The 21,772-nt window shown below is 39.6% G+C and carries 26 protein-coding genes and 1 tRNA gene; 19 read left to right on the forward strand and 8 right to left on the reverse strand.

Annotation, left to right across the window (positions count from 1 at the left end; all coding sequences use genetic code 11):
* The first annotated feature begins 140 nt into the window (after nucleotides 1–140).
* Entirely contained in the window at nucleotides 141–1,262 is a 1,122-nt protein-coding gene (locus tag H5079_RS09340) for a glycosyltransferase family 4 protein (RefSeq protein WP_011329101.1), read from the forward strand.
* Between the two features lie 103 nt (nucleotides 1,263–1,365).
* Here H5079_RS09340 and H5079_RS09345 read toward each other — a convergent pair whose 3' ends face one another.
* Both H5079_RS09345 and H5079_RS09350 read right to left on the reverse strand, forming a co-directional pair.
* Nucleotides 1,366–1,728 carry a DUF1971 domain-containing protein gene (locus H5079_RS09345; RefSeq protein ID WP_089368711.1) on the reverse strand — a complete coding sequence of 121 codons (363 nt, stop codon included), beginning with the start codon at nucleotides 1,726–1,728 and terminating at the stop codon, nucleotides 1,366–1,368.
* A 40-nt stretch (nucleotides 1,729–1,768) separates the two neighbouring features.
* Nucleotides 1,769–2,155 carry a lipoprotein gene (locus H5079_RS09350; protein WP_011329099.1) on the reverse strand — a complete coding sequence of 129 codons (387 nt, stop codon included), beginning with the start codon at nucleotides 2,153–2,155 and terminating at the stop codon, nucleotides 1,769–1,771.
* A 186-nt stretch (nucleotides 2,156–2,341) separates the two neighbouring features.
* On the opposite strand from H5079_RS09350, the gene H5079_RS09355 reads away from it, so the two are divergent.
* Nucleotides 2,342–2,815: a VOC family protein gene (locus H5079_RS09355; RefSeq protein ID WP_182683943.1), complete on the forward strand. Its 474-nt coding sequence runs from the start codon at nucleotides 2,342–2,344 to the stop codon at nucleotides 2,813–2,815.
* 32 nt (nucleotides 2,816–2,847) lie between these two features.
* Here H5079_RS09355 and H5079_RS09360 read toward each other — a convergent pair whose 3' ends face one another.
* Together H5079_RS09360 and H5079_RS09365 are read right to left on the reverse strand one after the other, a co-directional pair.
* Nucleotides 2,848–3,723, reverse strand: a complete 876-nt coding sequence (locus H5079_RS09360; protein WP_182683944.1) for an endo alpha-1,4 polygalactosaminidase — start codon at nucleotides 3,721–3,723, stop codon at nucleotides 2,848–2,850.
* A gap of 110 nt (nucleotides 3,724–3,833) precedes the next feature.
* Entirely contained in the window at nucleotides 3,834–4,976 is a 1,143-nt protein-coding gene (locus H5079_RS09365; protein ID WP_182683945.1) for an alkene reductase, read from the reverse strand.
* A 118-nt stretch (nucleotides 4,977–5,094) separates the two neighbouring features.
* Here H5079_RS09365 and H5079_RS09370 point away from each other — a divergent pair, with 118 nt between their 5' ends.
* Nucleotides 5,095–6,012, forward strand: a complete 918-nt coding sequence (locus H5079_RS09370; protein ID WP_197107643.1) for a LysR family transcriptional regulator — start codon at nucleotides 5,095–5,097, stop codon at nucleotides 6,010–6,012.
* Between the two features lie 84 nt (nucleotides 6,013–6,096).
* Here the strand turns inward: H5079_RS09370 and H5079_RS09375 are convergent, their stop codons facing one another.
* Together H5079_RS09375 and H5079_RS09380 are read right to left on the reverse strand one after the other, a co-directional pair.
* A complete protein-coding gene (locus H5079_RS09375) occupies nucleotides 6,097–7,368 on the reverse strand; it encodes a mechanosensitive ion channel family protein (protein WP_011329094.1) in 1,272 nt (423 codons plus the stop codon).
* 117 nt (nucleotides 7,369–7,485) lie between these two features.
* A complete protein-coding gene (locus tag H5079_RS09380; protein WP_011329093.1) occupies nucleotides 7,486–9,369 on the reverse strand; it encodes a propionyl-CoA synthetase in 1,884 nt (627 codons plus the stop codon).
* Between the two features lie 363 nt (nucleotides 9,370–9,732).
* On the opposite strand from H5079_RS09380, the gene rpsF reads away from it, so the two are divergent.
* The 9 genes from rpsF (at nucleotide 9,733) to alr (ending at nucleotide 15,937) form a co-directional block, all read left to right on the forward strand.
* A complete protein-coding gene (gene rpsF / locus H5079_RS09385; RefSeq protein WP_011329092.1) occupies nucleotides 9,733–10,074 on the forward strand; it encodes a 30S ribosomal protein S6 in 342 nt (113 codons plus the stop codon).
* Between the two features lie 44 nt (nucleotides 10,075–10,118).
* Nucleotides 10,119–10,436, forward strand: coding sequence for a primosomal replication protein N (gene priB / locus H5079_RS09390; protein ID WP_182683946.1), 318 nt, complete (start codon nucleotides 10,119–10,121; stop codon nucleotides 10,434–10,436).
* Between the two features lie 12 nt (nucleotides 10,437–10,448).
* Nucleotides 10,449–10,676: a 30S ribosomal protein S18 gene (gene rpsR, locus H5079_RS09395; RefSeq protein WP_002962753.1), complete on the forward strand. Its 228-nt coding sequence runs from the start codon at nucleotides 10,449–10,451 to the stop codon at nucleotides 10,674–10,676.
* Nucleotides 10,677–10,712: 36 nt separating this feature from the next.
* Complete coding sequence (gene rplI / locus H5079_RS09400) at nucleotides 10,713–11,165, forward strand: 50S ribosomal protein L9 (RefSeq protein ID WP_011329089.1); 453 nt, start codon at nucleotides 10,713–10,715, stop codon at nucleotides 11,163–11,165.
* Nucleotides 11,166–11,395: 230 nt separating this feature from the next.
* Nucleotides 11,396–11,944: an RNA polymerase sigma factor gene (locus H5079_RS09405; protein WP_011329088.1), complete on the forward strand. Its 549-nt coding sequence runs from the start codon at nucleotides 11,396–11,398 to the stop codon at nucleotides 11,942–11,944.
* On the forward strand, nucleotides 11,931–12,416 hold the full coding sequence (locus tag H5079_RS09410; RefSeq protein WP_089368705.1) for a hypothetical protein: 486 nt from the start codon (nucleotides 11,931–11,933) through the stop codon (nucleotides 12,414–12,416). Before H5079_RS09405 ends, H5079_RS09410 begins: the two co-directional genes overlap by 14 nt.
* Before the next feature lie 9 nt (nucleotides 12,417–12,425).
* Nucleotides 12,426–13,364, forward strand: a complete 939-nt coding sequence (locus tag H5079_RS09415) for a DUF4097 family beta strand repeat-containing protein (protein ID WP_182683947.1) — start codon at nucleotides 12,426–12,428, stop codon at nucleotides 13,362–13,364.
* Between the two features lie 114 nt (nucleotides 13,365–13,478).
* Complete coding sequence (gene dnaB / locus H5079_RS09420) at nucleotides 13,479–14,858, forward strand: replicative DNA helicase (RefSeq protein ID WP_041454554.1); 1,380 nt, start codon at nucleotides 13,479–13,481, stop codon at nucleotides 14,856–14,858.
* Complete coding sequence (gene alr, locus H5079_RS09425) at nucleotides 14,858–15,937, forward strand: alanine racemase (RefSeq protein ID WP_182683948.1); 1,080 nt, start codon at nucleotides 14,858–14,860, stop codon at nucleotides 15,935–15,937. The genes dnaB and alr overlap by 1 nt, the downstream gene beginning before the upstream one ends.
* A 13-nt stretch (nucleotides 15,938–15,950) precedes the next feature.
* On the opposite strand, the gene H5079_RS09430 is transcribed toward alr, so the two are convergent.
* Nucleotides 15,951–16,190: a DUF2960 domain-containing protein gene (locus tag H5079_RS09430; RefSeq protein WP_011329083.1), complete on the reverse strand. Its 240-nt coding sequence runs from the start codon at nucleotides 16,188–16,190 to the stop codon at nucleotides 15,951–15,953.
* 95 nt (nucleotides 16,191–16,285) lie between these two features.
* On the opposite strand from H5079_RS09430, the gene H5079_RS09435 reads away from it, so the two are divergent.
* The 6 genes from H5079_RS09435 to H5079_RS09460 all read left to right on the forward strand — a co-directional run bounded on the left by H5079_RS09435 (nucleotide 16,286) and on the right by H5079_RS09460 (nucleotide 19,904).
* The gene (locus H5079_RS09435) at nucleotides 16,286–16,537 is read left to right on the forward strand and encodes a hypothetical protein (RefSeq protein WP_011329082.1); all 252 of its coding nucleotides are present in this window, start codon (nucleotides 16,286–16,288) and stop codon (nucleotides 16,535–16,537) included.
* A 41-nt stretch (nucleotides 16,538–16,578) separates the two neighbouring features.
* Entirely contained in the window at nucleotides 16,579–17,202 is a 624-nt protein-coding gene (gene pnuC, locus H5079_RS09440; protein ID WP_041454551.1) for a nicotinamide riboside transporter PnuC, read from the forward strand.
* 7 nt (nucleotides 17,203–17,209) lie between these two features.
* Nucleotides 17,210–18,016 (forward strand): phosphotransferase, encoded by an 807-nt coding sequence (locus H5079_RS09445; protein ID WP_182683949.1) that lies wholly within the window; start codon nucleotides 17,210–17,212, stop codon nucleotides 18,014–18,016.
* A gap of 210 nt (nucleotides 18,017–18,226) precedes the next feature.
* Nucleotides 18,227–18,301: transfer RNA gene (locus tag H5079_RS09450), tRNA-Arg, on the forward strand.
* A gap of 59 nt (nucleotides 18,302–18,360) precedes the next feature.
* The gene (locus H5079_RS09455) at nucleotides 18,361–18,561 is read left to right on the forward strand and encodes a Rho-binding antiterminator (RefSeq protein ID WP_182683950.1); all 201 of its coding nucleotides are present in this window, start codon (nucleotides 18,361–18,363) and stop codon (nucleotides 18,559–18,561) included.
* Between the two features lie 128 nt (nucleotides 18,562–18,689).
* Nucleotides 18,690–19,904: an HD-GYP domain-containing protein gene (locus H5079_RS09460; RefSeq protein WP_182683951.1), complete on the forward strand. Its 1,215-nt coding sequence runs from the start codon at nucleotides 18,690–18,692 to the stop codon at nucleotides 19,902–19,904.
* On the opposite strand, the gene H5079_RS09465 is transcribed toward H5079_RS09460, so the two are convergent.
* Nucleotides 19,864–20,187, reverse strand: a complete 324-nt coding sequence (locus H5079_RS09465) for a hypothetical protein (protein ID WP_086997811.1) — start codon at nucleotides 20,185–20,187, stop codon at nucleotides 19,864–19,866. The genes H5079_RS09460 and H5079_RS09465 overlap by 41 nt on opposite strands.
* A gap of 283 nt (nucleotides 20,188–20,470) precedes the next feature.
* On the opposite strand from H5079_RS09465, the gene H5079_RS09470 reads away from it, so the two are divergent.
* Nucleotides 20,471–21,712 carry an outer membrane protein transport protein gene (locus H5079_RS09470; protein ID WP_182683952.1) on the forward strand — a complete coding sequence of 414 codons (1,242 nt, stop codon included), beginning with the start codon at nucleotides 20,471–20,473 and terminating at the stop codon, nucleotides 21,710–21,712.
* Nucleotides 21,713–21,772 lie beyond the last annotated feature (60 nt).

Below are 21,772 nucleotides of genomic sequence, written 5' to 3' on the forward strand. Positions count from 1 at the left end.
TGTTATGTATTGCTAATATTTGGTTATAAGGGATGGCAAGCGTTTGTAAATATCTTCAAAGATGTATGGCTAAATGTTATATTACCAAAAGAGTAATCGCTGTAATTGCAGCAAACTAAACAAGTTTGTCAGGATATATGATGCCTAATATTTATATTATTTACCGTGCTATGTTTGATCATAACGGCACTATGCATACCATTGGTGGCATTGAAAACTATATCTTAAGTTTGTGCGATGTTTTTACTCGCCAAGGTTGGCCATGTCATATAGTACAACCGGCTAAAAAAGCGTTTACCTTAACTACTCCCCAGTACACTATTCATAGCGTTACTACCGGTTTATATCGCGGTAACTTAAAAAAAATCGCCCTTGCAAACTGGGTCAGTGAAAATGCAGACAAAAATAACGATATTATTATTTTTGCTACCGACTCTTATTCAGTAAAAATGCCTGATTATAAAACGCTAGCGATTCAGCATGGTATATCTTGGGATAAACCTCGCGCAGCAAAATCAGCCATATCACAATATTGCTCCTCGCTATTAAGTCAGTACAAATATTTATCCTATATAAAATCAGATTGCAGTTTGGTGTGTGTAGATCATAACTTTGTTAACTGGTATCGCACTTGGTTTAATATTGAGCAGCAACATATGAAGGTTATTTATAACTTTTATAGTGAAAAAATTAGCGAAAGTGAATTTGCCAAAAAATGGTCAGATGATAACGCAACACTAAATATTATTATTGCTCGTCGTTTTGTTGATTACCGTGGTATTAAATTAATAGCACCTATTATTAAGCAGCTTTTACCGCAATATAATATTCAAGTAAGCTTTGCCGGAAATGGGCCATTAAAACCATATTTAACAGAACTATTTGCTAATGAAGTAAAAGTGAAATTAATGCAGTACGGACCAAATGAAAGCTTTAGCGTACATAAACGCCAACACATTGCCATTATTCCAACACTAGGTTCAGAAGGTACTTCGTTATCTATGATAGAGGCAATGGCCGCAGGTTGTATGGTTATAAGTAGTAACGTTGGAGGCTTATCTAATCTTATAATTAATGGTTTTAATGGTCGATTAGTGATGCCTAATACTGCCGAGTTTACCCAAGCGCTAACAACTAGCTTGAATGACTATCAGCAAAGTAAAACGTTGGCATATAACGGGTTAACATCAATAGCGAAAGTGTGCTCTAAAGAAAATTGGGCGCAAGATTGGATTGATATGATCAAACATAAACAAGGCTAATATGCAGTGCATTTGGCATTAATTGCACCGTTATTTATGAAAGCACTTAACTAAATGTTAGGTGCTTTTTTGTTTGTACGTAAATTAGTTATTTTAAGTGGTATTAATCTAAAATAGGTTTGCTATGAATACGTGAACTTTTAAACAGGGCTTTATTGCCTGTATCGGCTTCGGCCCAAAAGTTGATATTAAATTGCGCGTCGTCGCTTAGCTCTACTTTATGCCAGTATTGTGGCGGGCTGGTAGCAAATTGCCCCGCGTTAATTACAATAGTTTGCTCAGGCTCTGTGGCGGCTTCATTTGCAAATCCGTAAAAGGTAACAGTGCCTTGCATAACGCAAATTTGGCCAAACACACCCTCGGCTGTGTTGTGGTGAGTAAGTAACGCTTTTGGAATGTTATCTTTAGTAAAAAAGTGAGTGGAGCGTTTTATTTTCCAGTGACTTGGTATAGTTAAGTGACTCATAACAATTCCTTTTTTGTATTAGTGAAACAAATATAAAAGTTTAAATCATTTCAGCATCAATATGGCGCATTAAATTAGTTACCCAATTAATATACTGACGGTGTATTTTACTACCGTTGTAATTAAGGTTAGTCGAATCTTGGTAATTGATAGAATAGGCTGTTTTGTCATAATTAATATTAACGATTAATTGATGAGTACGAATATTAAGAATTCCCTTTATTTTACCTTCACTAACAGGAGCACACTGCCAACCTAGTTGAATGCAGGCTTTTAAAATACCTGTTTCAACATCTGCTGTGTTATTAATTATTTTAGATGTTTGTGGAATAAGGTTTTGTTCAAAGTTTTTAATTGGCACTGAAGTTGAACAACCCGCGAGTGCGAATAACGCAGTGGCTATAAAAAGTGTTGTTTGTTTTTTCATGTTAGTCCTTTTGTTTAAATATGCAGCGTATCAGTAAATATTATTAAGTGGTAGATACTAGCAAAATTTACTAATAATTTTGCAAATAAGTGCCACTAATATTGATAAATAAATACGTGTTTATTTTATATTGTTTGCCACTTTAGACTAACCTTTGTAAGGAGAGCATATAACGAGGAGCACAACATGGCGGTATCAGCTATTCCAAAAGGGTATCATTCAATAACCCCTTATTTAATTATAAACGGTGCGCAACAAGCAATTGATTTTTATTGTGCCGCTTTTGATGCGCAGCTAGTTATGCAAATGCCTATGCCTGAAGGCGGCATTGCTCATGCAGAAATTAAAATTGGTAATTCACATATTATGATCTCAGATATGTGCCCAGATGTTTATTTTAAAAGCCCTACAGAGCTAGGCGGTACACCCGTAAGCATAATGTTGTATGTTGATGATGTAGATACGGTATTTGAAAAAACCATTGCGTTAGGAGCGAAAGAAATACGCCCCGTTCATGATCAGTTTTATGGTGATAGAGCAGGTACGCTGCAAGATCCTTTTGGCCACGTATGGACCATTGGCACTCATAAAGAAGACATTAATGAGCAAGAGCTCAGAAAAAGAATGGTAGATCTTATGAGTAAAGATCAAGATGCTTAGCTTTATAAAATAAAGGTAAGTAAACAAGGCTTTTACAAGCAGCTAATCCTAAATTCGTCATCTAGGTTTATTGGCAAAACCAGTGTATTAAATTGCCTATTAATAGCATCATCACACATATTGTTCAGTTCAGCGCTACCATTACTATACTTACTATTATATTCAACATGAAAAACAGCTTTATTGCTATTTATAAAAGGGGTGAGTAATTCGCACTCTTGATACTCGTAGCATTGCTCGTTTACTGCAAAATCAAAATAACTATGCAGCTCATTTACCTGATGAAGATTGTTTTTTAAGCCAACCGCCAAGCCACGAGTATGCGCCTGATTTGCTATAAAGCGAGTAAATACAAGCTGATCGTTTGCAGTTAAATTAAAGCCCGAATTATTCATATAGCCGTCAACGTTATCGGGCTCTACGCCATCACATCCTTTTTGTACTGCTAAATCTAGACGACTAGCCATTATTGCTTGCACATTAGGTGAGCGAATATCTAACCAACGCTCTCCTTGCCAATTAGCTAAAGAGTTACCTAATTCGTTGATTAAAAATTGGCTTTTATCACTTCGCCACGATTCATAAGAACCCGCTGAAAAATAGCAAATAACCCGCTTACCTTGAGCTTGTAATGTTTGTATTAACTGTACTGGGGAATCGAATAGGTCTATGTCGTAAATATTAACATTGTAGTTAGTATTTATTGTGCCAGTTAGCTGCCATTGCCAGGTGCTCCCCAATGCGGGTTTATACCAGTTACCGGTAGTAATAGGGGCAATTGCAGGCTCGACTTGGCTAGAGGAAGTTGCTGGTGTATTGTCATTTTCACCGCAGCTACTAATACTGATTAGCAGTAAAAATATAACACAGTGGCCTGCGGTTTGTTTATTAAATAAAGACAAAAACATAACATACTCAAACGGTATTAGTAGTTATAAATTTAGCTGAAAACTATTGATATTGCATTAAGGATGTCGATTTTTATATTGAGTATTAGGCCTTCCATGGCCTGCTTAAATTAAATGTTTTTATAGTATGGATAATCACTATAACCAACCTCTGTGCCGCCATACATAGTGGCTGCATCAGCTTCATTTAAAGGCCATTGTTGTTTAATACGCTCAGGTAAATCGGGGTTCGCAATAAAAGGCCGACCAAAAGCAAACAAGTCACCGTAGCCATTATTTAAAATACGCAGTGCTTTATCTACCGTGTATTTTCCTGCATATATAATTCGACCAGAGAACTGCGCTCTAGCTGCTTTATAAAACTGCTCAGGTAAATCAGGTGCGTTATTCCAATCGGCTTCAGCAATCGATAAGTAAGCAATACCTGCTTGTTCAAGTACCTTAATCGCTTCTATGTAGGTATTTTGTGGATCAGACTCGACCAAACCCAAATAAACGCGGGTTTCATCTGTGCTGCTAAAAAGTGGTGCAAAGCGAACGCCTAAGCGATCAGCGCCTACAACCGCGCTCACAGCAGCAACAATTTCTTTTAAAAAACGCAGACGATTAGTAAGTGATCCGCCGTATTGATCGTCACGCACATTAGTGTGCTCTGAAATAAATTGATTAACTAAATAACCGTTAGCACAATGTAGTTCAACGCCGTCAAAGCCGGCTTCTAATGCATTTTTTGCTGCTTGCGCATACATATTAACTAACTCGCTCACTTCATCAGTACTTAAAGCGCGCGGTGTACTTGGTTCACTTAAAGCACCTTGGCCTGGGCCGGTTTCAATAAACACCTTAACGTTGTCAGCTGTAATTGCCGAAGGAGCTATTGGCTTGGCTTCATTAGGTTGCAAACTGGTGTGCGATACACGGCCAACATGCCACAGTTGAGCAAATATAATGCCCCCTTTAGCATGCACAGCTTGAGTTACTTTTTTCCAACCTTCAATTTGCGCCGCAGAATGTATACCTGGAGTCCATGCATAGCCTTGACCTCTTGGCTCTATTTGCGTGCCTTCGGTAACCATAAAACCAGCGCTGGCACGCTGCGCATAATAGGTTGCCATTAAGTCGTTAGGAATATTATCTGGTTGGGTGCTACGAGAACGTGTAAGTGGTGGCATTACTATACGGTTTTTAAGTGTATAAGGGCCAAGTTCTACAGATGAAAATAACGAGCTGGTATCAGAAATAGATTGATTCATTAAAACTCTCTCTTAAAGCAAACTTAGTGGCTTATTACCTCGTAATTAACAAAGTAAAGTATGTTGATGCTTAGCTGTTTAAGCAATGTTGGTAAGCGTAGAGCTTTAAGGGTACAATTTGAAACAAAACTTTATTGTTTTAGATACAATTATGAATGGTATTAACCGACTCGATATTAAACAGCTTAGGGTACTAAATGCCTTGCTTGATTTAAAAAGCTTGTCGCAGGTTGCACGTAAAATGGGCTTAACCCAGCAAGCAATTAGCGAGCAACTGCGTAAACTACGTGACTTATTTGACGATCGTTTGTTTATTCGCCAAGGAAATAGCATGGTGCCAACGCCTAAAGCGTTATCTATGCAGCAACCTATTAGCCATATTTTAAAGCAACTTGAAATGCTGTTAGAGCCCGATGTATTTACACCGCAAACATACAAAGGTGTATTTACTATTAGCGCGACAGACTACGCAACTCAAGCCTTGTTACCGCAGCTTTTTAATATAACTAGGCGAGAAGCCCCCGGGTTAAAACTAATAGTGCGCGACTTTGCCTCAGATAATGTTAACCAGCTAATTACGGCGGGCGAGCTTGATTTACTGATTAGTTTTCCTGAATTTATTCCAGATAACTTAGCTTATGTTACTTTGCTTGAAGAGCAGCATTTATGCGTTACAGGTTGTGGCAACAAGCTAACAAATGAGCCGTTAACACTGGCACAAATTGCAGCTTATCCGCAGCTAGTGGTATCACCTTCGCGTGCCAATTTACGTGGTTCTCACGATCAGTGGTTTGCAGCAAAGGGCCTTAAACGCAATATTGTTATGTCGGTACCTAGCTTTTCGGCAGTACCAAACATTCTTCATACAACCGATATGATCGCGTTTTACCCGGCGCGATTACTACCAAACAATAAAGTACAAGAGCTAACCGTGGAAGCATTGCCGCCGCCTTTTAAAGTAATAGCTGCATGGCATCCACGTACCAGTGAAAGCCCAATTCATCGCTGGATACTGGAGCAATTAAAAGTAATTTGAAGTGTGAATAAATTTTAGCGAGCAACACTCGTTTTATAGTGTTACTCGCTAATATAGGAGCTAACGATAAAGTAAGCCGTAATTTTAGAGCTTACCTATCGACAAAGATCGCACATCGTTACCTGTTGGCGACTCATGTGCTTTAAGGTAAAACACCGGTAAAATAGCCAGTATATGGTCAAAAATATCAGCTTGAATACCTTCGTACTCTGCCCACACTGTGGTGTTGGTAAAGGTGTAAATCTCGATAGGTAAGCCTTTATTAGTTGGCTCTAATTGCCTTACCATTAGGGTCATATTTTGATGGATTTTAGGGTGTTGTTTTAACAGTTCTATTAAATAATGCCTAAAGGTACCGACGTTAGTTAAGCGGCGGCCATTAAGTAGGCAACTCATATCTTTGCTAGCGTTTTCGGCGCTAATAGATGATATTGTGGTATCTATATATTTGGTTAGTAAATTTGCTTTTCTAAGCTCAGTGAGCTCTTGTTCATTTAAAAAGCGCACACTGTTCATTTCTAAATGAATACTACGTTTTATTCTACGACCGCCCGATTCCGACATGCCGCGCCAGTTTTTGAATGAATCAGAAATAAGCGCATACGTAGGTATTGTAGTGATGGTTTTATCCCAGTTTCTTACCTTTACCGTGGTAAGTGCAATGTCAATTACATCGCCATCAGCGCCATACTTGGGCATTTCTAGCCAATCACCTACCGCTAACATATTATTAGCAGAGAGCTGAATACCTGCCACTAAACCTAAAATAGCATCCTTAAACACCAACAGCATAACGGCTGATAACGCACCTAAACCACTTAATAAAATTAATGGTGATTTATTCATTAATAACGACACAGCTAAAATACCGGTTAATACACTGGCAATTAACTTAATGGTTTGTAATAACCCTCGTATCGGGAAGTGGGCTCTGACTGCGCGCCTATCAGAAATAACCTGAAAAATATCGAGCAACGAAAACAGTGATAGTAAAGAGAAGAGAATGATCCATTGGTCGGTAACCATTTCAATAATATGTAAAAAGCTACTCCCTTCGGGGATCCAAAGCCTAGCTTGAATAACGACAACCGCACCTTGAATTACAAAAGAGATATGTTTTGCAAGTTTAAATGCTAAATCGGCGGGAGTTTTTGCATCAGGCTGAACAATTCTTTCGCTAAAGCGACCTTTAAGAAAGTGCTTAGCTGAGTTTCTGATAATTAAATGTAAAATTATGGCAAAAATGGCGAGCCAGCAAAGTACTAAAATGTCGTACCATAAAAGAGGGTTGGCGGGTAAATATTGGCCAAACCACCCCAGTAAATACTCACGTAGTTCAGCTCTTATATCTGTCATTTAATCTCCGTTTACATCATAAAGTTATTTATTTATTCCAAGGTTATTTAAGCAGAAGGCGTAGTTAAAGTCTATCTTCACTCGGTGCCGATAGACTTTAACTATAAACAGTTCGTTTTATTTTTCAGCAAGTTGTTCACTTAACTCGGCAAAAATACTGGGGTCGTCAATAGTCGATGGAATTTGCAGTTCTTCGCCATCAATAAGCTGGCGTAAGTTTTTGCGTAAAATTTTCCCTGAGCGTGTTTTAGGTAAGCGCTCAACACACATAATATTTTTTAAACACGCGATAGCACCAATTTGGTTACGTACAGATTGCACAAGCTGTTGTTGTACTTCTTGGTGAGAGCCGGTAAAACCGTCTTTCAGTACTATCATCGCCATTGGGTTTTGCCCTTTAAGCGCATCGTTTACACCAAATACAGCACATTCTGCAACCGCAGGGTGGGCGGCAACAATTTCTTCCATTTCGCCGGTAGATAGCCTGTGGCCAGCAACGTTAATTACATCATCGGTACGACCCATAATAAATAAGTAGCCGTCTTCGTCTATGTAGCCACCGTCTCCCGACAGGTAATAGCCTTCATATTCGCTCAGGTAACCTTGTTTATAGCGCTCGGTATTTTGCCAAATTGTAGACAAGCAACCCGGCGGTAAGGGCAGTTTTATTACTACTGCGCCACTTTCGTTAGGGGCACATTCTTCGCCTTCCATATTTAAAATACGTACGTCAAAGCCCGGTGTAGGAACGGTTGAACTACCTGCTTTGGTTTCTAAGTGTTCAATGCCAATAGGGTTGCAAGCAATAGCCCAGCCGGTTTCTGTTTGCCACCAATGATCGAGCACAGGTAGGCCGGTTTTTTCTTTTAACCAACCGTAAGTAGCGGCATCAAGGCGCTCACCGGCTAAAAATAACCGTTTTAAGCTAGATGTATCATATTTTTTAAAACCCTCAGCTTCAGGGTCTTCTTTTTTAATTGCTCTAAATGCAGTAGGCGCGCTAAACAAGGCTGTTACCTTATGCTCCTCTACTACTCGCCAAAATGCACTGGCATCTGGGGTGCGCACTGGTTTGCCTTCGTAAAGTACAGTTGCACAACGATACATTAACGGCGCATATACTATGTATGAGTGACCCACCACCCAGCCAATATCAGACGCAGCCCAAAAAACTTCGCCAGGCTCCATACCATATACGTTTTTCATGCTGTAATTAAGGGCAACAGCATGGCCGCCATTTTCACGTACTACACCTTTAGGTAATCCTGTGGTGCCTGAGGTATATAAAATATATAGCGGATCACTACCACTTACAGGTACAGGGTCAACAGCTTGTGCTGTTTGCATAGCCTTTGCCCAATCAATATCTTGGCCACTATTGAGTGTTGCTGTTGCTTGTTCGCGTTGATAAATTACGCAGTGATCAACTTTATGTGTGGCGCGCTTAATGGCATCATCTAATAAGGGTTTGTATTCAATAATATTACTTACTTCTACACCACAAGAAGCACTTAATACTAATTTAGGTTTAGCATCATCAATACGCACCGCTAACTCATGAGCTGCAAAGCCACCAAAAACCACAGAGTGCACTGCACCTAAACGAGCACAAGCTAGCATGCCAATCACTGCTTGTGGGATCATGGGCATGTAAATAACCACACGGTCGCCTTTTTGCACACCTAGCGATTGCATTACACCGGCAAACTTAGCCACTTCTTGTTGTAGCTGTGAATAATTATAAGTTTGTTTAGTATTGGTAACAGGAGAGTCGTAAATAAGCGCAGTTTGCTCGCCAAAGCCGGCTTCAACATGTTGGTCAAGTGCTAAGTAGCTAGTATTAAGCTGGCCATCATCAAACCAATGGTATAAGTCATCGCTGTCTTGTGTATAGGCATTTTGGGGTGTTTTATACCAAGGAATACACTTACTTTGTGCTAACCAAAATTCAGCTGGGTTTTGTTTGAAGGCGTTATAGTGCTGTTTATATTGACCTGACATAAATGATCCTAAAACTAAAAAAGAGTGTGAGAGACATTAAAAACTAAGCGTTTTTACTTAATTATTATATTAGACCTTGGTCGGCTAAAAGCTGAGCAAGGTGGTTGTTTTTTAGTTTGTTTTGCAAGGCCTAATTACGACTTAATACATAGCAAGCTAATTGAAATTGTTATGTTTTTATAAAAATCGTCAATTAAACTCTATTTGTACGGCTTTTTCTTTATTTTCGATAGAAAACTGGCTTGCTTAATTATCAAACTAAGCGTAAAATGCGCGCTCATTTCGGCTTTTAAACTATTAATTCCTTGCCTTAAACCGACCGGCCGAAACGGTAGAAGGCTCTATTAACCGTAAGGAATATCCATGCGTCATTACGAAATCGTATTCATGGTTCACCCTGATCAGAGTGAGCAAGTAACTGGTATGATCGAACGCTATACTGGTTCTATCACTGAAGCTGGTGGTGTTATCCACCGTCTTGAAGACTGGGGCCGTCGTCAACTGGCTTACCCAATCAACAAGCTTCATAAAGCTCATTATGTTCTTATGAACGTTGAAGCACCAACTGAAGTAATCAGCGAGCTAGAAACTACTTTCCGCTACAACGATGCAGTGCTTCGTAACTTAGTTATGCGTACTAAAAACGCGGTAACTGAAGCGTCTCCTCTTGTAAGAGAAGAGAAGAAAGAAGCACCAGCTGCTTAATTGTTTTGAGTCCTAGCATGGCGTTTAACTGGTGATGAATATAAATGGTTAGCCCTTTTATGAATCAACTGGTTTTATCTGGGGTAGTTTGTAAAACTCCCAAGTTAAGCCAAAGTCCTGCTGGTATAGCGCATTGTATTTTTGTTATTGAACATAAATCAATGCAAACAGAAGCAGATCTTAACCGTAATAGTTACGTTCGGCTTCAAGTGGTTGCCAGTGGAAAGCAAATGCAACAACAGACTCAACATTTGCACGTTGGGCAGGCATTGCAAGTGAGTGGTTTTTTAAATCGCCACGAAGGTCGTAACGGCCTTAGCCAATTGGTTTTGCATGCTCAGCATATCGAAAGAATTATTTGAGGAATTAATCTCATGGCACGTTATTTCAGACGTCGTAAGTTTTGCCGCTTTAAAGCGGAAGGCGTACAACAAATCGATTACAAAGATCTAGCTACTCTTAGAAACTATGTTACAGAAAGTGGCAAAATCGTACCTAGCCGTATCACAGGTACTAGCGCTAAATACCAGCGCCAGCTAGCAACTGCTATTAAGCGTGCTCGCTACTTAGCCCTTCTTCCATACACTGACTTACATAAGTAAGCAGCGGATTAACACGTTTTTAAAAGGTGTAGAAACATGCAAGTTATTCTACTAGATAAGATCGCTAACCTAGGTGGCCTAGGTGACCAGGTTGTTGTTAAATCTGGCTTCGCACGTAACTTCCTTTTCCCGCAAGGTAAGGCAGTTCCTGCAACTAAAGCAAACATTGAAACATTTGATGCTCGTCGCGCAGAACTTGAAGCGAAAATCGCTGATCAGTTAGTTGCTGCACAAGCACGCGCTGACAAACTTGAAGCATTAGCAGAAGTTACATTAGTATCTAAAGCTGGTGACGAAGGTAAATTATTTGGTTCAATCGGTACTCGTGACATCGCTGACGCTATCTCAGCTGTTGGTGTTGAAGTTGCTAAGTCTGAAGTTCGTCTACCTCTAGGTACTATCCGTGAGACTGGCGAATTTGACGTATCAATCGCAGTACATTCAGAAGTAACGGCTACTATTAAAGTAATCGTTATTGCTGAAGCTTAATTTTTAATTAAGCAAAAAAAAGCCGTGCTATTTAGCGCGGCTTTTTTGTGCCTAAAATTTAGCTAGCTGTAGATCTAAAAACACGCTTAATAAAACCTCTTCTAAATCATCTTTCCTTTTTGCAATTATTTTTTCATTTCATTTAAACCTTTTCAAACTGTCATTACGTCTAACTTATCAATACACTTAAATGCTAACCCAGTAATTATAATTTAAAGGCGACATTACGGATGTTACACGTTAAACCCGAACAGTCGCAATTGTGCGAAGCAGCACTCATTAAGCGTGTTAAGTCGGGGGATCAAGCTGCATACACACTACTTTATGAACTACACATAAAACGAGTATACGGGTTATGTTTACGTCTATTAGCTGATCAGTCGCATGCAGAGGATGCGGCCCAAGAAGTGTTTGTACAGGTGTGGCACAAAGTAGCGCAGTTTGATGGGCGCTCGCAGTTCTCTACTTGGCTTTACAGCGTAGCGAGTAATGTTGCGATTAATTACTTACGCAAACAAAAAAATTGGCTGCAAAAAGTGGTGAGTATTGAGCACAGCGGTATGGATGAGCAATCAGTTAACGACTGTAAAGGTTTAAATGGCCTAGATAAATTAATAGTAAGGCTTCCAGAGCGAGCACGTATGGTATTTGTGCTGTTTGCCATTGAAGGCTACAGACACGAGGAAATAGCCGAGCAACTAGGTATGGCTGTTGGCTCAAGTAAGTCGCAATATCATCGTGCTAGGCTGTTATTACAAGAGTGGTATGAAAATGAGTAAAGAAAATTTTGATGACTACTTAAACGAGTCACTCAATACACTTGATAAAGACATAACGCCACGCAAAAATTTATGGCCAGGGATTGAGCGAGCGATTATTAATGCTGAACGCTCTACACAAAAACACACTACTATTTGGCCAAAGTTAACGGCAGTAGCTGCATGCAGTGTTGCGGTTTTAATTGCAGTAAACATCGTTTTTATAACGCCTGAGCCAAAGCCTGCCGTGGCGATAAGTGATTACTTTTTAGCGCAAAAAAACAGTTTGTTAGTTGCGTATAAAAATCAAGACGCACTTACCAGCAATTGGCAAGTGCAATTGCAAGAACTCGAAGAAGCAGAGTTAGCCATAAAGCAGGTTCTTGAAAACGAACCACAAAACCAAGCGCTATTAACTATGTTAGCGCAAATATATCAACAACAACTTGATTTGATTAATAAGGTGCACGCACCTCGTTGGCAGCATATTTAGGAGCATAACATGAAAGCGATTTTACTAGGGTTGAGCTTATTTCCACTGGCGGTATTAGCGGGTGAAAAAATAGATAAGCAAATAGAGGTAGCCAATGGCGGCACTATTTATATTGAAAACCAACGTGGTGATATAAACATAACGGGCTGGGATAAAAGCGAATTTAAAGTGTCGGGCGAACTTGATGACAAAGCCGATGGCTATGAGCTTAAAACCAGTGGTGATAGAACCCAGTTTATTGTAAACATGCCACGTAATACGGATTGGGGTAACAGTGGTGATGGTTCAAAGTTAACTATATTTATGCCCAGAAGTAGTGCGCTTGAGTTTGCTGGTGTGAATGTATCTGTCAGTGCAAAAGAGCTACAAAACAGTGCAGAAATAGATGTGGTTAATGGTGAGATAAGCGCAAGTAATTTAGCGGGTAATATTAAACTTACCAGTGTTAATGGCGATGTAAAGGCGCAGAACTTAAGTGGTAATATTGTATTTGAAACCGTAAATGGCGAAATTAACGATAAAAACTCAAGCGGGAAGTTGCGCTTTAGCGCCGTAAATGGCGATGTTAAATCAAACTCAACGGCAAGCGATGTTCGCCTTGAAAACGTAAATGGTGATATAGACTTTACTTTGTCGAGCATTAAAAACTTACGAATTAATACCGTTAATGGTGAGGCCGAAGTGCATATTAAAGAGCTGCTAAAGGGCGCAGATGTTCGTTTTGAATCGGTAAGTGGCGATGGTGAATTTTACTTTGCGGCAGATGTATCGGCTAAGTTTGAAATTGAAGCGCATGCGAATGGCAAAATAATTAATAAAGTGACTAGCGATAAAGTCAGTAAAGCTAAATATGGCCCAGCCAGTAGTTTAAAATTTAGTATTAATGGCGGTAATGCTAACGTTGAAATGAATACAATTAGCGGGCGACTCGAACTTCATACTAAATAACATTCGCTACTGGCTATGATTACAAAAAGCAGGAAAAGATTTCCTGCTTTTCTATTTGCACAGCCCCTGCAAGTAGATAGAATAGGCACCATTGTATTTTAGTACTGTGAAGTCATGGCCAAACGAGATAAGCAAGTCGATACCCTTAAAGTTCCTCCCCATTCAATAGAAGCAGAACAATCTGTTTTAGGTGGCTTAATGCTTGATAACCAAGCATTTGACCGCGTAGCAGAGCTTGTTGTATCACAGGATTTTTATACCCGCACGCATAAGCTTATTTTTGAAGCGATGACAACGCTTGCTGAAATTGGCGATCCGATCGATTTAATTACTATTTCAGAGAGCCTAGAAAAAAATAATAAATTAGCAGGAATTGGTGGTTTTGCTTATTTAGCTGAAATAGCCAAAAACACCCCAAGTGCTGCTAATATTGACGCTTACGCAAGTATTGTGCGCGAACGTGCTGTGGTACGTGAAATGATTGGTGTAGCAAATGAAATTGCCGAAGCAGGTTTTAATACCGAAGGGCGCACCAGCCACGATTTGCTCGACTTTGCTGAGAGTAAAGTATTTAAAATTGCTGAGCAACGTACAAAAAACAATGAAGGCCCGCAAAGCATTCATAGCATACTTGAAAAAACAGTTGATAAAATAGAAGAGCTTTATCAATCACCGCAAGACGGTGTAACAGGTGTGAGTACCGGCTATGCCGACCTTGATAAAATGACCACAGGTTTGCAACCATCTGACTTAATTATAGTTGCGGCACGTCCATCTATGGGTAAAACCACTTTTGCGATGAACCTTGCAGAACATGCTGCAATGACCCAAGACAAGCCGGTATTAATTTACTCACTAGAGATGCCCTCAGAACAAATTATGATGAGGATGTTGGCGTCTCTTGGGCGTATTAACCAAACTAAAGTGCGTACTGGTCAGTTAGATGATGACGATTGGGCACGACTTTCATCAACCATGGGTTTGTTGATGGAAAAAGGCAAAATGTACGTTGATGATGCCTCGGGCTTAACACCTACTGATGTACGCTCTCGTGCACGACGTATTGCCCGCGATCATGGTGGTATTAGTATGATCATGGTCGATTACTTGCAATTAATGCGAGTACCTAGCCTTGCTGATAACCGAACGCTTGAAATTGCCGAAATTTCACGTTCACTTAAAGCATTAGCAAAAGAGCTAAAATGTCCGGTTGTTGCGCTTTCGCAGCTTAACCGTACGCTTGAGCAACGTGCCGATAAACGTCCAATTAACTCAGATTTACGTGAGTCGGGCTCTATTGAGCAAGATGCCGATTTAATCATGTTTATTTATCGTGATGAAGTGTACAACGAAGACAGTACCGATAAAGGTATTGCCGAAATAATCATAGGTAAGCAACGTAACGGTCCTATTGGTAAAGTACGTTTAACCTTCCAAGGTCAATTTTCTCGCTTTGATAATTATGCGGGGCCAGCAGTAGATGACGATTATTAATGCGCCTAGCTATAGCCGAAATTAACTTAACAGCACTTGCGCATAATCTTGCGCAAGTTAAGAGCTTTGCGCCTAATAGCAAAGTAATGGCAGTGCTAAAAGCCAATGCCTACGGGCATGGCTTAGTAACCATAGCGCAGCACTTAAACGATGCCGATGCATTTGCTGTGGCACGTATAGATGAAGCGCTGGCACTGCGTGCTGGCGGTTTAACTAAGCCAATTGTATTGTTAGAAGGCTTTTTTGATGAAGCCGATTTACCCATTTTATTAGCTAATAATTTTCAAACCATTATTCATGACGAAAACCAATTAGCAGCACTGGAAAATGCGCAGCTTGAGGCTCCTATAAACTGCTGGTTAAAAATAAATACCGGCATGCATCGATTAGGTATTGCACCTGAGCAATTTGATGAGTTTTATAATCGCTTACAAAAAACAGCCAATGCGAATAATACGGTTAATTTAATGACCCATTTTTCGTGCGCGGATGATGTTGATAGCAGTAAAACAATGCAACAAATAGCATTATTTAATCGCTTGGCAGAAAACGTTGAGCAGGCACATTGTTTATCAAATTCTGCCGGTATTTTAGCTTGGCCAAGTGGCCACGGTGATTGGGTACGCCCAGGGTTAATGCTTTATGGTGTATCGCCTATGGCAAATACCACAGGTAAAACGTATCAATTAGAGCCGGTTATGCGCTTAACCACAAAAGTAATTGCAGTGCGTAATGTAGCTGCCCATGAAGCGGTGGGTTACAGCGGGCGTTGGAAAAGTGATAAGCCGACCCAGTTAGCGGTTGTTGCTATGGGGTATGGTGATGGTTATCCGCGCCATGCGAGGGCGGGCACTCCGGTAATAATAAATAAGCAGCGTTATGGTATTGTAGGTAGCGTAGCTATGGATATGATCACCTTAGATATAGGCAATAATACACATAATATTAAAGTAGGTGACGAGGTAACTATGTGGGGGCCTGAGCTACCAGTAGAAGAAATAGCCCAGTGCGCCGATACTATACCTTACGAGTTATTGTGTAATATTACACCAAGGGTAAGCTATCAGTATCAGCGTTAAACTGCTGGTACTATTACTCTTTTATAAAGTAAATATCGCTAAAGCCCATACGGGCAAACTCTTGGTCGCGAAAATTACGCACCGACGCTGAGCCTTTCGAAGTCATTTCGATTTGCTGTACCATAGATAAATAATTAGTAAGATCGATACCCTCAGCGGCGGCAATTGCCTGATACATGTCGTGGTATTTATCTTTAGCGAAATTAATTTCGCGCGGTTGGTTTTTAAATGTATAGGTTATTCTGCGTGCCATATTAAGCTCATTTCGATTGCGAATTAGGGTGATTTTACACTGTATTGAATCACCATTGAATGATTTTTTTAAAATGAAATAATAAAGAGATAAAAATGAAATTAACAGTAGAGATCAGCAAATACCCACTTCATCAAGACTATATCCCGTTTATAAAAGGCTTTATAGATCGCTTAAACGAGTACGATAATTTAAAAGTAATTACTAATACCTTATCAACGCAAATTTTTGGTGATTACGATTTAGTAATGCAAGTGTTAAGTACCGAAATTAAACGCTCGTATGAAGAGTTTGGTAAAGCTATTTTTGTATGTAAATTTCTATCTGGCGATTTGTCTCCACAATAACGGCTAATATGCATATTAGTAGTAACACGGAACCACACAATATGGATTTTTTAACACAAACCTTAAGCGGTTTTACAGCAATGTCGCATTGGGAGTATATTGCAGTGGGGCTGTCTATGGCTTATTTATTATTAGCAATAAAAGAGAGTTTATGGTGTTGGCCAGCCGCATTTTTTAGCACCCTTATTTATACTATTATGTATTGGAATGGCGCGTTATTAATGGAGTCGTTACTGCATTTTTATTATATGTATATGGCGGTGTTTGGTTGGCTAGTATGGCGTAAAGGCAAAACTAACAACGATAGTTTAAGTATTACCTCATGGTCAATGAATCGTCATATAATATTGATAATAGTGACCAGCATAGTTGCTCTTGCCATTGGTTACTTTATGAAAAATTACACCCATGCAGACTTTGCTTACCTTGATAGCTTTACAACCTGTTTTGCGGTAGTTACTACTTATTTAGTGGCAAAAAAAGTACTCGAAAATTGGCTGTATTGGATTGTAATAGATGCCGCGTCTATGTATTTATATTACGAAAAAGGCTACTACCCAACGCTCGCGCTCTTTATTTTTTACACCATAGTGGCTGCATGGGGGTTTAAAACTTGGTACGAAGAGTACGAGCAAAAACAAGCTAAACCTATAGCGCAGTTATAAGACATTCATGCAGTCAATTAGCGATATTATCAACGGGTTTAATGCACAATTAACACTACTTAGTAGTGAGCGATTACATAGTGGTTTAAGCAATGACAACTTTTTAGTGCGCGCTGCGCTAAATAATCAACAGTATGCTTATTTATTAAAAAGTTACCGCGATCACTGGCCTACATTAGGCTTAGCTGCACAAGCTCGATTTGCACAGATGCAATTGTGCCCTAAACCACTTTGGTTAGACAAAGCTAACAGGCTCGCTATTTTTGAATACATAGAAGGCGACACAGCCCAAAGCAATTATACCCCTGAGCTAATTAAAAAGTTGGTTGGCTTACATTGTCATAATGTGGTTAGCGAGGCGATGAATATAAAGCAAGAGCTGGATTTTTATCAACATACAGCGTTATATCAACAATATAGCCAAACTGTAGGTGTGGCGGTAGCAGAAATAGAAAAGCTACCACGTGATGAAGGCTTTTGTCATAATGACTTAGTAAAAGAAAACATCATAGAGAACCCGCAAGGCATGTTTTTAATCGATTTTGAGTACGCCAAAACCAACGACGTTTACTTTGATTTAGCCGCAATAGCTGTAAGTTTTGAACTAGACAGGGAGGGTAAGCAACAGTTACTTAAAACCTATCAACAGCAGTTACCGTTTTCGCAACGCTTTTACTGCTCTATTAATAAGCTAGAGTATTATCAAGTAGTGTTTTTAGTACTGTGTGTTTGCTGGTATAGCGATCGCTCAATAAATGAAAAAGTGATGCCTCTGTGCGCGCAATTAGACGCATTAATAGCGCTGCAACATTAACTTATCTCTTTAGTGGCTAATTTTAGCTAGTGACCCACTTGGTTTTTAGCAACAAATAGCTGATTTACCAGCTACCACTAAGTCTTTTATTTAAAAGCGTTTAAATAATAAGCATATGAACGAATGGCGCTAGCATTTACCTTTAGATGTCTTTATCATTACGCATGCCAAAGCATTGATATCGCGAGTTGATGTGGCGGCAACAAATGTGCTCTCGTGGTGAAATGGATATCACGTGGCCCTCCGGAGGCTGAGTTGTAGGTTCGATCCCTACCGAGAGCGCCATTTGCATTCCTCTAATACACTTGCTAACTTTTAGTATTATCCTTTAAAAAATATTCATTATGACTTATCTACCAATTAAATGTGGCGACTACGATCAGCTTGAGCTTTATTGCATGCGTGCAAATAAAGTGGCTATCACATTAGATACCCAAACCTTAGTGGGTGTTGCTAAAACCTTAGAAAATATTAAAGGCGAAGGCGAGTTTTTGGTGCTGCAAGAAAGAGCCAACAAACAAAATAATAAAAATACGGCTAGATAAAATTAAAACGATTTCACTCGCTTAGTTTGTAGCTATTTATTACTAGTAAAAACTTTAAAAGTAGACATTTAAGGTTAAAAAGTGCTATTTAAGAGACACGCCTTATAATTGTAGAACCTCCCACACTTATGCTTATCACTTTACCTATATCTGAGCTTGTCCCTGGCATGTTTGTTGACAATGTTACCAAGCAGCATGAAAGCATTAGTAGTATAAAAATCAAAACCAGTGGACTAGTGCGTGATAAGTCAATAATTAAGCGTTTAGTAACAGAAGGGGTGCTAGAGCTACTCATTGATTTTACTAAAAGTGATGTTGAGATACCCGCCAAATACAAACCACAAAATAAAGCTAAAGTAGCTAGCAGCCAAGAAAAGCCAGCTAAAGCTGCTGTTGCTATAACGGTAGAGCAAGAGTTTGCAAAAGCGAGCGTAAGCTATGAGCAGCATAATCGCAAAATACAGGCTTTATACGGTGACTTAACAGCAGGGCTTGCGCTTAATATAAATGTGTTGGATGAAATTGCCGGTGAAATAGTGGCATCGGTATTTAGAAACCCCAATGCAATGACCATTCTTACCCGCCTTAAAGACAAACACAGCTATAATTGGCGTCATATGATCAACTGCGCCATTTTTGCAGCAGTATTTGCTAAATACTTAGGCTATGAAGAGCCTACTGTGCAGCAGCTTGCAATGGGGGCATTGCTGCATGATTTAGGACAGGCAAAGGTGCCGCAGGGTATATTATCAAAGCAGACTAAAGTCACTAATAATGAGTTTGCTGCAATAAAAAAACATGTTGTACAAAGTTTAGGTTTAGTTAAAGGCGAAAAAGGGATCACACCGTTAATGCTTGATATGATAGTGAATCATCATGAGCGATTAGATGGTTCGGGTTATCCGCGAGGCCTTAATGCAGAGAAATTAAGTCGCCCTGCACGTATAATGGCTATTGTAGATGTGTATGACGCGATAACAGCAGATAGGCCTCACCAAGTCGGTGACGAGCCAATAAACGCACTGCGTTATTTGCTCGCTAACAAACAACTGTTTGACGCTGAATTAGTACAACACTTTATTAAATGTTTGGGTGTGCATCCGGTAGGTACTATTGTAAAGCTGACCAATGAACGTTTAGCACTGGTACTTGAGGGCAATAACCTTAATCCCATTAAACCTAAAGTTAAACTATTTTATAATGCGAAGCATGGCCACCATGTTACGCCAAAAGATATTGATTTGAGCGACCTGAGCCAAGAGCTTAAAATTATTGCCAGCGTTAAGCCCCTTGATTATCAGATTAACTTGTCTCGTTTATTAAAAGAGCACTTACTTTTATAGCGTTAGTACATTTGCGTTTTTGGCTTTGTTTAGCCGAAATAAACGCACCTAAAAAGCAACTTGCCATTAATGTTAACCATAATAAAGTACCAAGCTCTACATGCAGCGCTAAACAGCAAAATGTTAGCGAGATTAATGCACAAGTAATAGCCGCCAACCAAAAGTGATTAACTGGATTGTCACACTGCCCAGCACGAGTACACGCACAATAGTTTGCTTTATAAAAACAAAATACACTTGCGCCACAAAAAATAAGCCCAGTCAAAATAAGTAAAATGCTCACCGTTTTCTCTCATCATCGTTTTATAGAGAGTGTAGATTGCAGCGCATTTCAAGTCAATCCAAATGAGAATCAATTACAATTAGAGCTTGTGCTCTAATAGCATACTTCTAGTCCGATGAGTTTTAATAAGTTGTTAAATGGTCGTTAAAAAACGTGTTTTTTACTGTTTTTTGACGTGTTTGTAGAGTTTTTTATAAAAAATTAATGTAGTGTGATCAGGTTTGAAATCCTAATAACAACACACATAGCTACCCAAACAATAAGTTTGGTTAAGGAAACAACAATGAAATTTACTAAAACTCTAATCGCAGCGTCGCTGGTACTTGTTTCAGCAGATAGTTTTGCTGCAGCATTTCAGTTATCTGAGCAAAATGCCTCAGGACTCGGTCGCGCCTATGCAGGTGAAGCTTCAATCGCAGACGATGCGTCTGTAGTAGCTCGTAACCCAGCATTAATGTCACTATTTAAAGAAAAACAAATATCAGTGGCGGGTATTGCTGTACTTCCTGATGTAAGCTTAAAAGGCGAGGGTGCTCCAGCGGGTGTTCCGGCATCAGCATTAAATGATGACAGCATTGCCCCTAATGCAATTGTACCTGCGGGTTACTTTACCATGCCAGTTAACGATAAAGTGTCTGTTGGCTTTGGTGCGTTTTCTAACTTTGGCTTAGCTACAGAGTTTAGTGATGATTATGCTGCAGGCAGTCTAGGCGGTGAAACTGAAATCGTTACTGTTAATATGAACGTGAGCGCATCGTATAAAGTAAACGAGCAGTTTAGTGTTGGTTTAGGTTTAAACGCTATATACGCTGATGCCAAAATTATTCGTAATGTAGGTGCTAACCCTTATCAAATACCAGCACAAACGCAAGCGGTTCATTTAGAAGGTGATGACTACGGTTTTGGCTGGAATATTGGTGCTATGTACCAGTTAGATGAAAATAGTCGTTTTGGTTTTAATTACCGCAGCGAAACAGATATTACCTTTGAGGGTGAGTTTTCAAGCCAGTTACCGCCAACATTAGGTGGTACAAATGGCGCTTCAATTCCTGGCAGTGTTGAAATCACGTTACCAGCAATTGCTGAATTTTCGGGTTCTCATCAGTTAGATGAAAAAGTGGGTTTACACTACAGTGTAATGTGGACAGGTTGGAGCAGCTTCGACAAGCTAGAAGCTGAAGTCGGTGCCCCAACGCCAGCATTTACTAAAGAAGAAAACTTCTCAGACTCAATGCGTTATGCAATTGGCGGTGACTACCAGTTAAATGAAGACTTATTATTACGTGCCGGTGTTGCGTTTGATGAGTCACCAGCTGATAAAAACCATATGTCGATTTCTATTCCAGATACAGACCGCTTTTGGTTCTCGTTTGGTGGTAACTACGCAATTGATCAACATTCAGACTTTGATTTAGGTGTGAGTGTACTACGTGGTAAAACACAAAACTTTACTGAAGATGGTTTCTCGTTTGAATCAAAAGGTCATGCGATCCTATTAGGTGCTCAGTACAACTATACGTTTTAATGCTTGCCTAGAGCCTAGAGCCTAGAGCCTAGAGCCTAGAGCCTAGAGTCAAAAAAAGCC

It is taken from the genome of Pseudoalteromonas sp. SG44-5, from assembly GCF_014164175.1.
In the GTDB taxonomy this organism is placed as follows: domain Bacteria; phylum Pseudomonadota; class Gammaproteobacteria; order Enterobacterales; family Alteromonadaceae; genus Pseudoalteromonas; species Pseudoalteromonas nigrifaciens.